Below are 15,414 nucleotides of genomic sequence, written 5' to 3' on the forward strand. Positions count from 1 at the left end.
CTCCCTCGTCAGGGCTCGATGGTGACCTTGATGGCGACGCCACGGGACACGATGTCGATGCCCTCGAGGACGTCGGCCAGCGGCAGGTGGTGGGTGATCAGATCGGCGACGGGCACCGCGCCCGAGGCGATGAGATCGAGGGCGCGGGCGTTGTGGGCCGGGCTGGACCCGTTGGCGCCCACGATCGTCAGCTCCCGGTAGTGCACGAGGTTCGAGTCGCAGGAGATCACCGGGTTGTCCTTCGGCAGCCCGCCGAAGAAGCTGATCCGGCCCTGCCGCGCGGCCATCTGCAGCGCCTGCTCCTGCGCGGCGCCGGAGGCTGCGGCGGTGATGACGACGTCCGCGCCGCGGCCGTTCGTCAGCTTCAGCACCTGGTCGACGACGTCCGTGCCGGTGAGCGCGGCGTCGGGGTCGACTCGCTCGGCCGACATGGCCAGCCGTTCGGCGTTGAGGTCGACCAGGAAGACCCGCGCGGCGCCCCGGGAGCGGGCCAGCCGTACGTGCAGGCAGCCGATCGGCCCGGCGCCCATGACCACGACGTCGTCGCCCTCGCCCACGCGGGCGAGCTCCTGGCCGTTGAGCACGCAGGCGAGCGGCTCGGCCACGGACGCCTCGGCGAAGCCGACGCCGTCGGGGATGCGGTTCAGGCCGTCGACGGCGAGGACCTTGGCGGGCACGATCGTGTACTCGGCGAACCCGCCGTCGTAGTGATAGCCCATCGACTCCTGGTTCGGGCAGACGGTGCGGTGGCCCCGGCGGCACTCCTCGCACTGCCCGCACGGGATCGCCGCGATCACCTGCACCCGGTCGCCCGGGGCCCAGCCGGTCACACCCTCGCCGACCTCGGCGACCTCACCGGCGATCTCGTGCCCCATGACACGTGGCGGCCGGATGTGGTGGTGGCCGTGCTTGTAGATCTTGACGTCGGTGCCGCAGGTCGAGCAGTTGCGCACCCGGATCTTGACCTCTCCCGGGCCGGGGGATGGCTCGGGCGCCTCTTCGAGACGGATGTCCCCGGGCGCGTGGAAACGGGCGACCTTCACTGCGTGACCTCCTCTGCGTCCGGCTGCAACAGCCGGATGACCTCATCGACATCGGTGCTCTCCCGGAGGGCGCGGGCCTTGTCCGGGTCGAGCAGGATCTGGGCGAGCTCTGACAGCAACCGCACGTGCCCGTCGCCCTTCGCGGCGATGCCGACGCACAGGACGACGTGGTTGCCGTCCCAGTCGACTCCGCCGGGGAAGCGCAGGACGCACAGCGCGTCGTGGCGTACGGCGTCCTTGCCGGCGAGCGTGCCGTGCGGGATGGCGACGCCCTCGCCGACGTACGTCGAGATCGAGCGCTCGCGTTCCACCATGGCCTCGACGTACGTGGTGTCGACGGCGCCGACGTCGAGCAGCGTCCGCCCGCACTGGCGGATCGCGTCGTCGCGGTCGGCCGCCACCGCGTCGAGGCGTACGGCGGCGCGGTCGAGCAGGTCAGGCACTGATCTCGCTCCCGTCCTTGATCGCCTTGACGAGGCGGGTCACCGCCGGGTCGCCGATGAACACCTGGAACGTGATGATCGGTTTGTCCGGCGCGCCGGCCTTCGCCCGGGCGCCGAGGCCGGCGTGGCAGACCACGACGTCGGCGTCGGCGGGGATGTTGTTGACCGGGGTGTGCTCCACCGCGACCGCGTTCTTCTTCAGCTCCTTGCGGAGCTGGCTGGCGAGCATGACGCTGCTGCCCATGCCCGCGTCGCAGGCCACGACCAGCTTCTTGACGTCCTTGCCGTTCATTCGTCGTCACGCTCCCTGGGGTTCGGGGTGGGTGGTGGGCTGCGCCGTCTCCTGCGGCGTCTCGTTCACGGCTCCGTCATCGGCCTCGGCGTCGGCCTCCTTCTCGGCGAACCGCCCGAAGCCGAGGAGCAGGGAGCCGACGGCGAACGACACGCCCGCGGCGACCAGCACGCCCGCGAAGACGCCGAACCAGCCGCCCTTCGGGGTCTCCGCCGCGTACGCGAAGATGCTGCCCGGCGACGGCGTGGCGACCAGGCCGGCGCCGGTGATCATGAACGTTCCGATGCCCGCGGCGCCGCCCGCGATCGAGGCGAGGATCATACGGGGCTTCATCAGGATGTACGGGAAGTAGATCTCGTGGATCCCGCCGAGGAACTGGATGATGATCGCGGCGGGCACGCTGGGCCGCAGCGTCTTCGGCCCGAACAGCAGGTAGGCGACGAGAACGCCCAGGCCGGGGCCGGGGTTGGACTCCAGCATGAACAGGATCGACTTGCCGTGCCGGGCCGCCTCCGCGACACCGAGCGGGCCGAGCACGCCGTGGTTGACGGCGTTGTTGAGGAACAGCACCTTCGCGGGCTCGATCAGCACGGATGCGAAGGGCAGCAGGTGGTGGTTGATCAGCCACGTGACGCCGTGGCCGGCCGCGGTGGTGACGTTCCGCACGATGGGGGCGACGCCCCAGACCCCGAACAGGGCCGCGGCGCCGCCGATGATCCCGGCGGTGAAGTTGTCCACCAGCATCTCGAAGCCGGCCTTGGTCCGCTCGGCGGTGAACTCGTCGACCTTCTTCAGGACGTACGCCGCCAGCGGTCCGAGGATCATCGCGCCGAGGAACATCGGGATCTTGGCGCCGACGACGACGCCGACGGTCGCGACCGCGCCCACCACGGCGCCGCGCTGGCCGTGCACCATGCGCCCGCCGGTGTAACCGATGAGCACCGGGAGCAGCAGTGTGATGATCGGGTCGACGAGGGCCGCGAACTGCTTGTCCGGCAGCCAGCCGGTCGGGATGAACAGCGCGGTGATCAGGCCCCAGGCGATGAAGGCCCCGATGTTGGGCATCACCATCCCGGCCAGATATCCGCCCAGGCGCTGGATCTGGGCCTTGACGCCGGTACCGGTGACGGTGGGGGTGTACGCAGTGGCCATGTAGGGCCTCCTAGTGATCTGCGTGTGGATCAGGCGATGAGCGACCGGCCGAGGTCCGGACGCGTGTGGATGCGGACGATGTCGCGCCGGATGTCCTCCGGGCGCGGCATCCGGCTGGCGGGCAGGCCGACCGCTGCGGCCCCCCATGCCAGCCCTTCGGCCAGTGCCGGAGCCCCCCGTGCCCCGGCGGCCAGGAAACCGGCGAGCAGTGCGTCGCCCGCGCCGACGGTGCTGCGCGGCACGGCGACCGGCGCCTCGCCGATCGTGACTCCCTCCTCTTCGACCAGTACGGCGCCGTCCGCGCCGAGACTCGCGAGCACGGTCCCGGCGCCGCGGTCCCGCAGCTCTTCCGCCGCCTCGACGACGTCGCCGACGCTGTCGACCGGGCGTCCGACGGCCTCGGCCAGCTCCTCACGGTTGGGTTTGATGAGGAACGGCCTCGCCTCGACGGCGGCCAGGAGCGCCGGGCCGCTCGTGTCCACGGCGACCCGGACCCCGGCGGCGGTGAAGAACTCACACATCCGGGCGTAGATGCCGGTCGGCACGCCCGGTGGCACGCTGCCGCAGGTCACGACCCAGCTGGCACTCCCCATCTCGGCGAGCACCCGGTCGGCGACGGCGTCGAGCTCCTCGCGAGACAGGGGTTCGCCCGGCTCGTTGAGCTTGGTGACCACGCCGTCGGGTTCGACGACCGTGATGTTCGAACGGGTCCGGCCCGCGACCCGCACGGCGCCGAGCGGGATCCCGTCGGCCTCCAGGAGGTGGACGAGCTGGTCGCCGTCCGCCCCGCCGGCGGTCACCACCGCGACCGTCGGCACGTCGTTGGCCAGCAGCGCGCGGGAGACGTTCACTCCCTTGCCGCCCGGGTCGAGGCGCGCCGAGGTGGCACGGATCACGGTGCCGTGGACGAGGCGGTCCACCTCGATCGTGCGATCCAGGCTCGGATTGAGCGTCAGCGTGACGATCACGTGTTGGTTCACCGCCGTTTCGTCTGTGTTTCCATTTGTTTACGCCCAGATTCGTGGGCTCGTCAAGAGGTAAGCGGAAATAGGGACAGACGAAAAAGCCGCCTCCCTCCGTACGGAGGAAGGCGGCCGGGGACGGGTCCAAAAGCGGCGGCTACCAGTCGCCGGGCAGGGCGCCGCCGTACCAGCGCTCGATGAGCTGACGGGCGATCGAGACGCGACCGGGCAGCAGGACCTCCCCGGCCTCCGTCGCCGCCTTCAGCTCCTCACGGGTGTACCAGCGGGCACTGCGGATCTCCTCCTCGTCGACCCGCAGCTCCTGCCCGGGGTCCGCCGTCGCGAAGAAGCCGAGCATCAGGCTGCGCGGCAGCGGCCACGGCTGGCTGCCGAGGTACCGGCAGTCGCGCACGGTGACGCCGACCTCCTCGCGCACCTCACGGGCGACCGCCTGCTCCAGGGACTCCCCCGGCTCGACGAACCCGGCGAGGATCGACACGCGGTTCTCCGGCCACCGGACCCCGCTGGCCAGCAGGATCCGCTCCCCATCGTGCACCAACATGATCACGGCCGGGTCCGTACGCGGGAAGTGCTCCGACCCGTCCACCGTGCAGATCCGGGTGTGACCGGCCGACGCGAGGGTCGTCAGGGCCCCGCAGCGCGGGCAGTGGGTGTGCGTCGCGTGCCAGTTCTGCAGGCCGACCGCCTGGGTGAGCAGCCCGGCGTCCCGGTCGCTCAGCGCCGCCCCGGCCGTCCGCAGGTCCGCGGGCTCCGTGCCCTCGATCGCGGGCAGCGGAGCGGACACCGCGAAGTAGGCGACGCCGTCCCCGTCGGCGCCGAGCAGGTAGCGCTCGCCCTCCGGGGCCTCCTCGCGGCTCAGCAGGACGAGCGCGGGGCCCGGCCGGACCAGCGCCCTGCCCCGCTCGACCACCAGCACCCGGCTGCGCGGGTCGTCCCAGGCCGCCGCCAGCCAGGTCTCGTCACGGCGACGCTCGCCCAACCGGTCGAGCGTGCCGCGGGAGAGCGCCAGCCAGTCCAGCGACTCATAGGCTTCCGTCACGTCAGGCCCTTTCTCGGCTCGCGTCCACAGGTCTCCGGGCTCGCGTCTACAGGCTCGTGGCGAACTCGTCCAGGAGGTACGCGGCGGTCTCCGCGCCCTTGAGCAGCAGCGGCATGTCGACCTTCTCGTTCGGCGCGTGGATCTGGTCCTCGTCCAGCCCGACGCCGAGGAACACCAGCGGCGCCTCCAGGATGTCGGTCAGGTCGGCCTCCGGGCCGCTGCCGCCCTCCCGGGTGAACAGCACCTCGGTGCCGAACGCCTTCTCCATCGCGCGCTTGGCGGCCTGCACGCCCGGCGAGTCGATCGGCGAGAAGCACGGCCGGACCCCGGGCCCGGGGATGCGGACCTCAGCGCGGATACCCGGCGGGGTGCGCTCGGCGACGTACTTACGGACCGCCTCCTGCACCTGCTCGGGCTCCTGCCCGGCGACGAGCCGGAACGACACCTTGGCGTGCGCCTCACGCGGCACGATCGTCTTGCCGCCGGGGCCGGTGTGACCACCCCACATCCCGTTGATCTCCGCGGTCGGCCGCGCCCAGACACGCTCCAGGGTGGTGAATCCCTCCTCGCCGTACGCCGCGCCGCTCTCACCGGCCGTCTCGAGCCACTTGCCCTCGTCGAAGGGGAACTTGGCGAACATCGCCCGCTCGTCCTCGGTCAGCTCCACGACCCCGTCGTAGAAGCCGTCGAGCGTCACGCGGCCCCGCTCGTCGTGCAGACCGGCGAGCAGCTCCGCCATGGCGTGCAGCGGGTTGGGCACCGCGCCGCCGAACGAGCCGGAGTGCAGGTCGATCGACGGGCCGTACAGCGAGATGTCCGCCTCGGTCAGCCCCCGCATGCCGGTGCACATCGACGGCACGTCCGCGGCCCACATCGTCGTGTCGCTGACGACGATCACGTCGCAGGCCAGCCGGTCCCTGTTGGCGCGCAGCAGGTCGGCGAAGTGCGGCGAACCGGACTCCTCCTCACCCTCGATCAGCATCTTCACGGTGACCGGCGGGGCGGTGCGGCCGCTCGCCGCGAGGTACGCCCGCAGCCCGAGCGTGTGGAAGAACACCTGGCCCTTGTCGTCGGACGCGCCGCGGCCGATGAGCTGCTCACCCTTCTCGAACGGCGTGAACGGCGCGGTCTCCCACTCGTCGAGGGGCTCGACCGGCTGGACGTCATGGTGCCCGTACACAACTACCTTCGGCGCGGCCGGATCCTCGGCCGGCCACTCGGCGAACACCGCCGGCAGCCCGTCGGTCTCCCAGATCTCCACGGTCGGGAAGCCGGTCTCGCGCAGGTGGGCGGCGAGCCACTCCGCGGAGCGCCGCACGTCATCGCGCCGCCCTGGATCGCCGGAGATCGACGGAATGGCCAGCCACTCCTTCAGCGCGTCGAAGAACCCGCTCGCGTTGGCATCGATGTAGTCGCGTACGTCCATGAGCAGCCTTCTCGCAGGGGAAACATCCTCTGGCACTCTAGTCCGATGACCGTGCTCATCGATCGCCCCCTCTGGCCGGCCCGTGGTCGGCTCTGGTCGCACATGGTCAGCGACACGTCGTACGAGGAGCTGCACGCGTTCGCCGACCGGCTGGGCGTGCCGCGCCGTGCGTTCGACCGGGACCACTACGACGTGCCGGCGGAGGTGTACGACGCGGCCGTCGCCCTGGGCGCGGCACCGGTCGGCTCCCAGGAGCTGGTCGCCCGCCTGATCGCCGCGGGCCTCCGCCGTCGCAAACGGGCCCCGGCACCTCACGCGGTCATCAGCGCCGAGGATCGCCGTGCAGCACGGTCCGCGGCAGCGTCACCTGATGGCGGTCGCGCAGGACCACGGCGCGCCGTGAGCAACCACGATCCACGGCACTGACGGTCTATGAGCGGCCGAGGAGCATGAGTTCGGTCTCGAGGTTGTGGCGGGCGGCGGACTCCCAGCGGTCGCGGCCCGGGGCCGTACGGAACAGGGCCGGCGCGTCGAGCAGGGCGCGCAGGACGTCGGCGCGGCCCTGGCGGAACGCCTCGTCCGGGACCGCGGCGTACTCCTCGCGCACGGCGGCGGCGTACGCGGCGTAACGCTCCGGACCGGCGGCCAGGATCGCCAGGTCGGCGTCGTTCAGGACGGCGCCGTTGTGGTCCTCCGGGGCCGGGTCGTGCGCCGCGGTCATGCGGACCAGCCGGGCGACCTCCGCGATCGTCTCGGACGGCAGGTCGGTGTCGGCCAGCATCCGCTCGGCGAGGATCGCGCTGCGCTCCTCGTTGTCGGCGCGCAGCGGCTGGTACACCGCGTCGTGGAACCACGCCGCCAGGCGCACCGTCTCGGCGTCGTCGGCCTCCCCGGCCAGCTCGTCGACCCGGTCGAGGACCTCGGCGAGGTGCACGGCGTCGTGGTAGCGGCGATGCGGCTCCTCGTAGCGGCGGATCAGCTCGGCGCCGAGGATCTCCGGGCCGGGCCACCGGGTCAGCAGGCTCATCAGACGGCCCTCGCCGTCCAGCGCCCGCCGGTCTTGTCGATGGTGACGGGGTGGTCGAAGCACGCGCTGATCCGCTCGGTGGTCAGCACGTCGTCGGCGGTGCCGGAGGCCAGGACCTTCCCCTGGCGCAGCAGGATCGCGTGGGTGGTGCTGGCGGGCAGCTCCTCCAGGTGGTGCGTGACGAGGACGCTGGTCAGCGACGGCTGCGCGCGGCGGAGCTGGTCGATGGCGGTCAGCAGCTGCTCGCGGGCGGCGACGTCCAGGCCGGTGGCCGGCTCGTCGAGCAGGAGCAGGCGCGGCCGGGGCATGAGGGCGCGGGCGATGAGCGTGCGCCCGCGTTCGCCGTGCGAGAGGGTCGGCCAGCGGGCGTCGCGGCGGTGGTTCAGGCCGAGCAGGTCGATGAGCTCCTCGGCGTGGTCCATCTGCTCCGGGGTGGGTTTCCAGTGCGGGACCAGCTCGATCGAGCCGGTCGCGCCGGTGAGGACGACCTCGTGCACCGTGCGGCCGGACCGCAGCGGGTGGTGGGGGTTGACGTGGCCGATCCCGGCGCGCAGGTCGCGCACGTCGACCCGGCCGAGCCGGTGACCGAGGATCTCGACCTGCCCGCTCGTGGGGTGCTGGTAGGCGCCGACGAGGCTGAGCAGCGTGGACTTCCCGGCGCCGTTCGCACCGAGCAGCGCCCAGTGCTCGCCTTCGTGGACGGTGAGGGACACGTCGTCGAGCAATGCCCGGCCGTCCCGGACGAAGCGCACATCTTCCACACGGAGTACTGGAGTCATCGCCAGTCGAGCGTACGGCACCTCCCGGGCCCGCAGGGGCACGACCGCGGCGTGCGGGCTTGGGCGACACGCGCGGACCTGGGCGACACGCGCGGGCGCGGCTGTTGCGTCCGGAGGCCGGCCACGCCACTATGGTCACTTCAATAACTTAGGTAAGCCTAACCTGACCTCATCGGGGGATGTGTGCGGCTCTACATCGTCGCGGGCAAGCGGACCGACTCCGTCGCCCACGGCTTCCTGCCCGCGGCCGCCTCGCTCGGCCTCGACGTGACGCTGCTCACCGACCGGCCGTGGCCGGAGGAGACGGTCCAGTGCGACGTCACCGACCACCGGGCGATCATCGACGAGATCTCCCGGCGCGAGACCCCCGCGGCGATCTTCTCCAACAGCGACCACCTGCAGGCGCCCACCGCGCTGGCCGCCGCGTACTTCGGGCTGCCGGGCAAGGACTGGCGGGCCGCGCTGCGCGCCAAGAACAAGGCGCTCATGCGCCGCGCGCTGGGCGGCGTCTTCGCGGTCGAGCTCCGGCCCGGCCAGGAGTCCCCAGCCCTCGACGGCGCCCCGTACCCGCTGGTCGTCAAGCCTCGTGAGGGCGTCGCCAGCGAGGACGTCTTCCTCGTGCGGGACCCGGCCGAGCTCACCGCGCGCTGCCGCGAGATCTGGCGCCGGCGGCCGGGCGCCCTCGTCGTCGAGGAGTACCTTCCCGGTGACCTGCACACCCTCGAGACGCTGAACGGCCGCGTCCTCGGCTCGTTCCGCACGACGCTGTCCCCACCGCCGCACTTCGTCGAGGAGCGTCTCGACTGGGCGCCGCCGCCCTGCGCCGGCCAGGTCCTCGATGCGCTGGAGCGGCTCGGGGTCGGCTTCGGCGCCTGCCACACCGAGTACGTCGTGCACGAGGGCCGCGCGCGGATCATCGAGGTGAACTACCGGATCATCGGCGACCACTGCGACTTCCTGCTCGGCGAGCTCCTCGGCGTGCCGATCTTCGAGTGGGTCCTCCGCGCCCACCTGGGGGAACCGGTGCCGGAGCCGCCGCCCTCCGGCGGCCACGCGGCGGTCGACTCGGTCCTCGCGGACCGGTCCGGCACGCTGACCATCGCGCCGGAGCGCCAGGAGTTCACCGACGACAGTGTCCGCGTGGCGTACTGGCCGGTCCGTACGGCCGGGGACGTCATCGCGCTCACCCGAACGAACCGCGACTATCTCGGCACGATCCGCGCGGTCGGTCCCGGCGCGGCCCGTGTCGACGCCGCGATCCGGCGGTTCCGCGCGCGGCACCGCTGGGAGATCGCCCCGTGACCGGTGCGCCGGCGATCGCGTCCCCGCGGCTGCAGGAGGGGTACCTCGCCGCGCGGGTCCTGGACGCCCTGCTGCGCGAGGACTACGGCGGGCTGTCCCGCCACGCCGACGGGGACCGGCTTACGCTGCCCGGCGGCCGGGTCGTCGCGCTCACGTCCCGGGACGGCGGGTGCGGCCGGTATCCCGGCTTCCTCGCCGAGCGGGTCGTGGCCGGCGCCGTCGGGCTGGACGAGGTGCTCGCGGCCGTACGGGCGCTGGCCGACCCGCGCGACGACGTCGCGGCGTTCGACCGCGAGTGCCGGGAGACGCTGCGGGCGCTGCGCCTGTACGGGGCGGTGCGCCCGCGGCCGTCCGGTCCCACCCGGTACGACGCGCTCGCCGCCGCCCTGGACCACCCGGTCTATCCGACCGCGCGGTGCCGCCTCGGCCTGGACGAGCGCGACCTGCTGGCGTACGCGCCCGAGTTCGGGCCGTCGTTCCGGCTCGCGTGGACCGCCGTGCCCGGATCCCACCGCCACGGCGACCGCCCCGGCTGGTGGCCCGCCCCCGGCGACCTCGGACTGCCCGCCGGGCACGACGTGTTCCCCGTGCATCCGCTGACCGCCCGCCTCGTCCGCACCGTGCCGGGCCCGGCCGTGACCGTACGGCCGACGCTGTCGATGCGGACGGTCGCCGTCGACGCCCGCGAGCACCTGAAGCTCCCGCTGCCGACCAGCACGCTCGGCCTGCGCAACCGCAGGGTCATCGTGCCCGGCACGCTCGCCGACGGCGCGCTCGTCGAACGCCTGCTGCGCGCGATCGCGGACCGGGAACGCGCGCCGGTGCTGCTCGCCGACGAGCAGACGTACGGCCACGCGGACGACCCGCTGCTCGGATACCTCGTGCGCCGGCTGCCCGCCGACGGCGTCCCGGTCGCGGCGCTGCTCGCCCGGACGCCGGACGGACCGTACGTCATCGAGGAGCTGACCGACGACGTCGCGGAGTTCTTCGGGGCGTACCTCGCCGTCCTGTTCGACTGGAACGTCCTCCTGCTGGCGAGGTACGGCATCGCGCTGGAGGCCCACCAGCAGAACGTCTCGATCGTGCCCGGCGACCCGCCGCACCTGCTGATCAAGGACAACGACGGGGCGCTCATCGACCTGGGACGGCTCGCCCGCGTGCTGGGCCGGGCGCCGGACCCGGCGGAGTTCGCCGACCCGCGGCTCCTCACGACAGACCCGGAGGCCCTGGCCCGCGTGTTCGTCACGATCACCGTGCACCTGTGCGCCGGGGCGCTCGCCTTCGGGCTCGCCGAACGCGGCCTGCTCGACCTGGACACGGGACTGGGCCTCGTCCGCGACCGGCTCGCCGCCGCGCTCGACGCGTACGACGACGGCTTCCTGCGGGCGCGCACCCTCGACGCGGACCGCCTGCCCGTCAAGGCCATGGTCACCGCCGGAACGCTGGTCGACAAACAGCGCACCGGCGCCCAGGACATCAACAAGCACTACGGCCCGCCGGGCCCGAACTACCTCAAGAGGTCGACCACGTGACATCCCTCGCCCCCGCCGCGCCCTCCCTCGGAGGGCGGGTCGACCCGGACGCGGCCACGGCCCTCGCCCTGCTGAACTGCGCGGTGCGCGAACTCTGCGCGCCCGAGCAGCAGGTGCGGGTCGCCGGCGGGCACCTCGTGGCCCGCCTGCCCCGCGCCGGCGTCACGCTGCGCGCTCGCCTGCGCCGCCCTCCGCTGCTGAGCTTCCGCCTGGCCGGGCCGATCGAGGAACTCCGCGACCGCTGGACGGTCGTGGACTGGCGGCGGATCACCGCTCTGATCGCCGGCGAGCTGGAGCTGACGACCGGGGCGGCGAATCCCGAGTTCGCCGCGCAGGTGGCCGCCAGCCGCGACGCCATGGAGCTGATCGGCCGGCGCCGCCGGGCGGACGACGCGGACCCGTTCCTGGCGTCGGAACGCTCACTCGTCGCCGGGCACCGGTTCCACCCCTCCCCCAAGGCCCGGCAGGGCGCCGACTGGCCCGCGTACGCCCCGGAGCTCGGTGCCCGGTTCCCGCTGCGCTGGCTGGCCGTCCGGGCGGACGCGGTCGCCGAGGAGGGCGACGTCTCCGTCCTGGACCGGCTCGGCCCGCCCGTCCGCGCCGGGTACCGCGTCCTGCCCGCGCACCCGTGGCAGCTGGACCTGCTCCGCCCGGAGTCCGACGCGATCGTCGACCTGGGACCGTACGGCCCGGAGGCGGCCCCGACGTCCTCCGTCCGCACCGTGTACGTGCCGGACGCGTTCTTGAAGTTCAGCCTCGACGTCCGCATCACCAACTGCGTGCGCAAGAACGCCTGGTACGAGCTGTCCGGCGCGGTCGCGCTGACACGGGCGCTGCGGCCGGTGTTCGAGGAGCTGGCCGGTGACCTGCTCGCCGAACCCGGCTACCGGACCGTGTCCGTCGGCGGCACGCGCCTGCGCGAGGGCCTCGGCGTCATCGTCCGCGAGGGCGTCCGCGGCCTGCCCGGCACTCCCCTGCTGGCCGCCGCCATCGCCGATCCGGACGGCGACAGCCCGGCGGCCGTCTCCCGGCTCCTCGGTGACGACGCCACGCCCGAGCGGGTCCTGGCCTGGTGGGACGCCTACGCCGGGCACGTGGTGCCGCCGGTCCTGCACGCCTACCTGCGGCACGGCGTCGTCCTCGAACCGCACCTGCAGAACGTCCTCATCGCCGTCGACGACGAGGGCACGCCGGTGCGCGCGGTGTTCCGGGACCTGGAGGGCACCAAGCTGCTGCCCGGGCCGTGGACGGCGTTCCTCGCGGACCTGCCCGATCCGGTGGCGCGCGCCCTCACGCACGACCCGGAGCGCGGCTGGAACCGCGTCGTCTACTGCCTGTTCGTCAACCACCTGGCCGAGGTCGCCGCCGCCGTCGCGGACCGGTACCCCTTGCTCGAACCCGCGCTGTGGCGGATCGTCCGGCGGCACGTGGCCCGCTGCGCCGAGGAGACGCCGGCGGACACGGACGGCGCCGCGCGGCTGCGTGCCCTGCTGGCCGGGGTTCCGCTGCCGGCCAAGGCGAACCTGCGCACCCGGTGGGCGCGGGACCCCGACCGGCAGGCGGCCTACGTCCCGGTGCCCAACCCGCTCGCCGAGGATCTCGCGTGACCCGCCGGCCGTCCGAAGACGGCGCGCCGCCGGAGGCGGTGTGCGAGGCCCCGCCGGAAACAGGACGCGAGGCTCCGCCGGAAGCGGTGCGGGACGCCCTGCCGGAGGCGGTGCGGGAGCGCGCCCTGGCGGTGGCGCCGCCGGCCTACGTCTACGACCTGGCCGGGCTTCGGGCCCACGCCGCGGCCGTCCGGGCCGCGATCCCGGTGGAGCTCTACTACGCGGCGAAGGCCAACCCCGATCCGCGCCTGCTGGACGCGCTCGCGCCGCACGTCGACGGTGTCGAGGTCTCCTCCGGAGGCGAACTCGCCCATGTACGGGCGGTGCTGCCCGGGGTCCGGACGGCGTTCGGCGGTCCGGGCAAGACGGACGAGGAGCTGGCGGCGGCCGTCGGCGGCCGCCCGCCGGTCCACCGGCTGCACGTGGAGAGCCCGCATGAGCTGCGGCGTCTCGCCGCGCTACGCCGGGAGACGGACGTGCTGTTGCGGATCAACCTGCCGGTCGCGATCAGCGGCGCCGCCCTGCGGATGAGCGGCCCGTTCGGCATGGACTCCGAAGCCCTCGGCGCCTGCCTGGACCTCCTGGAGCGGGCGCCCTGGATCCGGCTGCGCGGCCTGCACGCGCACCTGGCGTCCGGACTGGCCGCCGGGCCGCTGCTGGAGGTCGCCGCCCAGGTCCTGGGCTGGGCGCGGACCTGGATGGAGGGGCCGGAGGAGGTCACCCTGGGCGGCGGCATGGCCGTCGACTACCGCGGCCCCGGCGCCCGTTTCGACTGGGCGGCGTACGGCGCGGGGCTGGCGTCGCTGCGCCGGCCCGGGGAGACGCTGCGGATCGAGCCCGGCCGCGCGCTGACCGCGTACTGCGGGTGGTACGTCACGGACGTACTGGACGTGAAGCGGTCGCACGGCGAGTGGTACGCGGTGCTGCGCGGTGGCACCCACCACCTGCGCACCCCGGTGACGAAGGGCCACGACCAGCCGTTCACCGTGCTGCGCTCGGGGGGCGGCGGGCCGGTGGCGAGCGGTCCGGTGACGCTGGTCGGGCAGTTGTGCACGCCGAAGGACGTGTTCGCCCGGCAGGTGCCGGTCGACCGCCTCGCCGTCGGTGACGTGGTGGCCTTCGCCCTCGCCGGCGCGTACGCCTGGAACATCTCCCACCACGATTTCCTCATGCACCCGAAACCGGCCTTCGCCTACGTCGACCATTGATCTCGGCGGAGATATCCTCGGAGGATATCGAGCCCCCCGGCATTCAACGATGCTCGTCGTTTCAGGGGGCGATATGCGGTCGATATGCCTGTGCATGATCGTGAAAGACGAGGCGAAGGTCATCGAACGCTGCCTTCGCTCCGTACGCGACCTCATCGACTATTGGGTCATCTCCGACACCGGGTCGACCGACGGGACGCAAGAACTGATCCGGGAAGCGCTCGCCGGAATCCCAGGCGAGCTACTTCAGGAAGAATGGGTCGACTTCGGGCACAACCGCACGCTGAACATCAAGCAGGCGTTCGGCAAGGCCGACTATCTGCTCCTCATCGACGCGGACATGGTCGTACGGCGAGACGGCGACCTTCCGGAACTGACCGCCGATTCCTACATGGTGCGTCATTCCGGCGAAATGGAGTACCGCATCAAGCGACTCGTCAGAGGTGACATCGCATGGCGCTACGTCGGCTCGACGCACGAGTACCTGACGACCGACGACCGGGACCACGCCGTCAACCTCGACGCCCTGATCATCGACCATTTCGCCGACGGTGGTTCGCGCGGCGACAAGTTCGAGCGGGACGCGCGCCTGCTCCGCGCGGAGCTCGACCGGGATCCCGGCAATTCGCGGGCAGTCTTCTACCTCGCGCAGACGATGCGTGATCTCGGGGACGTGCGGGAGGCGCTCGACCTCTACGAACGGCGCGCGCGGATGGGCGACTGGCCGGAGGAGGTCTACTACTCCCTGTTCCAGACCGGCGTCCTCCGGGCCGAGCTAGACGACTGGCCCGGGGCCATGGACGCCCTCGTCCGAGCGTGGGAGTTCCGGCCGCAGCGACTGGAGGCGTGCTACGAACTGGCCTCGCGCCTGCGCCAGATGGACCGCCACCATGCGGCGTACGCCTTCGCCCGCGCCGGCCTGGATCGCCGCGAGCCCGACGACTGGCTGTTCGTCCAGCCGTGGGTCTACCGCTGGGGGCTGCTGTTCGAGTACTCCATCGCGGCGTACTGGGTGGGCGACCCGCGGGGCTCACTGGACGCGTGCGACCGCCTGCTGGCCATGCCGGAGCTCCCCGACGCCTTCAGGGAGCAGACCCGCGTCAACCGCGAGTTCGCCGTCCGCGCCCTCGCCCGGACGCGCCACCCGGCGTAGTGACCACCCGGACGCACCACCGGGCGTAGTGACCACCCCGGACCGGCCGACGGGACGACGGCCGCCTGCGCCGGGGATTCCGCGACGATAATGTCGCCAATGGCCGGGCTTCAGGCCGGCGCCGGATCGGAGCGGCCGTCTTTATCCTGCGCACCGGAAGCGTCGACGTGGACGACGACTTTCACACTGACACACGCTCCCCCGTTGCCACTCCAACTGCTGGTGCGCCACTGCGCCCTTAGCACTTCTGCCGTTACCATTCAATCTCCAAGCATGGACTCGGCTACCCAGAAGGCGACCAAAATGGCGCGCAGGCAAATGTCATCGCATATGACGCATCTTCGACTTGATCGTAACATGTCCTTATTTCGCGCCACCCGAATCACGCCAAGCGGCTGTCCGTAACAAGAGAACGACCCGCGTACATC

At 72.5% G+C, this 15,414-nt stretch carries 15 protein-coding genes; 6 read left to right on the forward strand and 9 right to left on the reverse strand.

The annotated features are described in order from the left end of the window. Positions 1-8 precede the first annotated feature (8 nt). The 7 genes from NE235_RS38300 to NE235_RS22610 form a co-directional block, all read right to left on the reverse strand. Entirely contained in the window at positions 9-1,043 is a 1,035-nt protein-coding gene (locus NE235_RS38300; protein WP_252806166.1) for a zinc-dependent dehydrogenase, read from the reverse strand. Then, a complete protein-coding gene (locus NE235_RS22585; RefSeq protein WP_252806168.1) occupies positions 1,040-1,486 on the reverse strand; it encodes a PTS sugar transporter subunit IIA in 447 nt (148 codons plus the stop codon). Before NE235_RS22585 ends, NE235_RS38300 begins: the two co-directional genes overlap by 4 nt. After that, positions 1,479-1,778 (reverse strand): PTS lactose transporter subunit IIB, encoded by a 300-nt coding sequence (locus tag NE235_RS22590; RefSeq protein WP_252806170.1) that lies wholly within the window; start codon positions 1,776-1,778, stop codon positions 1,479-1,481. Before NE235_RS22590 ends, NE235_RS22585 begins: the two co-directional genes overlap by 8 nt. A gap of 6 nt (positions 1,779-1,784) precedes the next feature. Continuing rightward, positions 1,785-2,930 (reverse strand): PTS mannitol transporter subunit IICB, encoded by a 1,146-nt coding sequence (mtlA, locus tag NE235_RS22595; protein ID WP_252806173.1) that lies wholly within the window; start codon positions 2,928-2,930, stop codon positions 1,785-1,787. A gap of 29 nt (positions 2,931-2,959) precedes the next feature. After that, positions 2,960-3,910 (reverse strand): 1-phosphofructokinase, encoded by a 951-nt coding sequence (gene pfkB, locus NE235_RS22600; RefSeq protein ID WP_252806175.1) that lies wholly within the window; start codon positions 3,908-3,910, stop codon positions 2,960-2,962. Positions 3,911-4,049: 139 nt separating this feature from the next. Beyond that, on the reverse strand, positions 4,050-4,952 hold the full coding sequence (gene nudC / locus NE235_RS22605; RefSeq protein WP_252806176.1) for an NAD(+) diphosphatase: 903 nt from the start codon (positions 4,950-4,952) through the stop codon (positions 4,050-4,052). Between the two features lie 46 nt (positions 4,953-4,998). Then, the gene (locus tag NE235_RS22610; protein ID WP_252806178.1) at positions 4,999-6,378 is read right to left on the reverse strand and encodes a dipeptidase; all 1,380 of its coding nucleotides are present in this window, start codon (positions 6,376-6,378) and stop codon (positions 4,999-5,001) included. 45 nt (positions 6,379-6,423) lie between these two features. Between NE235_RS22610 and NE235_RS22615 the strand changes: the two genes are divergently transcribed. After that, positions 6,424-6,804 (forward strand): DUF4031 domain-containing protein, encoded by a 381-nt coding sequence (locus NE235_RS22615; protein ID WP_308206131.1) that lies wholly within the window; start codon positions 6,424-6,426, stop codon positions 6,802-6,804. A gap of 4 nt (positions 6,805-6,808) precedes the next feature. Here NE235_RS22615 and NE235_RS22620 read toward each other — a convergent pair whose 3' ends face one another. Continuing rightward, the gene (locus NE235_RS22620) at positions 6,809-7,405 is read right to left on the reverse strand and encodes an HD domain-containing protein (protein ID WP_252806180.1); all 597 of its coding nucleotides are present in this window, start codon (positions 7,403-7,405) and stop codon (positions 6,809-6,811) included. Beyond that, the gene (locus NE235_RS22625) at positions 7,405-8,184 is read right to left on the reverse strand and encodes an ABC transporter ATP-binding protein (RefSeq protein WP_252806181.1); all 780 of its coding nucleotides are present in this window, start codon (positions 8,182-8,184) and stop codon (positions 7,405-7,407) included. The genes NE235_RS22620 and NE235_RS22625 overlap by 1 nt, the downstream gene beginning before the upstream one ends. A gap of 183 nt (positions 8,185-8,367) precedes the next feature. Between NE235_RS22625 and NE235_RS22630 the strand changes: the two genes are divergently transcribed. The 5 genes from NE235_RS22630 (at position 8,368) to NE235_RS22650 (ending at position 14,986) form a co-directional block, all read left to right on the forward strand. Next, positions 8,368-9,486, forward strand: a complete 1,119-nt coding sequence (locus NE235_RS22630) for an ATP-grasp domain-containing protein (protein WP_252806183.1) — start codon at positions 8,368-8,370, stop codon at positions 9,484-9,486. Next, positions 9,483-11,018 carry an IucA/IucC family protein gene (locus NE235_RS22635; RefSeq protein WP_252806185.1) on the forward strand — a complete coding sequence of 512 codons (1,536 nt, stop codon included), beginning with the start codon at positions 9,483-9,485 and terminating at the stop codon, positions 11,016-11,018. The genes NE235_RS22630 and NE235_RS22635 overlap by 4 nt, the downstream gene beginning before the upstream one ends. Next, positions 11,015-12,625, forward strand: a complete 1,611-nt coding sequence (locus NE235_RS22640; protein WP_252806187.1) for an IucA/IucC family protein — start codon at positions 11,015-11,017, stop codon at positions 12,623-12,625. The genes NE235_RS22635 and NE235_RS22640 overlap by 4 nt, the downstream gene beginning before the upstream one ends. Continuing rightward, positions 12,622-13,833 (forward strand): type III PLP-dependent enzyme domain-containing protein, encoded by a 1,212-nt coding sequence (locus tag NE235_RS22645; RefSeq protein ID WP_252806189.1) that lies wholly within the window; start codon positions 12,622-12,624, stop codon positions 13,831-13,833. Before NE235_RS22640 ends, NE235_RS22645 begins: the two co-directional genes overlap by 4 nt. Before the next feature lie 94 nt (positions 13,834-13,927). Further along, complete coding sequence (locus NE235_RS22650) at positions 13,928-14,986, forward strand: glycosyltransferase (RefSeq protein WP_252806191.1); 1,059 nt, start codon at positions 13,928-13,930, stop codon at positions 14,984-14,986. The last annotated feature ends 428 nt before the right edge of the window (positions 14,987-15,414 follow it).

The sequence above is a fragment of the Actinoallomurus spadix genome (assembly GCF_024055725.1).
Classification (GTDB): Bacteria; Actinomycetota; Actinomycetes; order Streptosporangiales; family Streptosporangiaceae; genus Actinoallomurus; species Actinoallomurus spadix.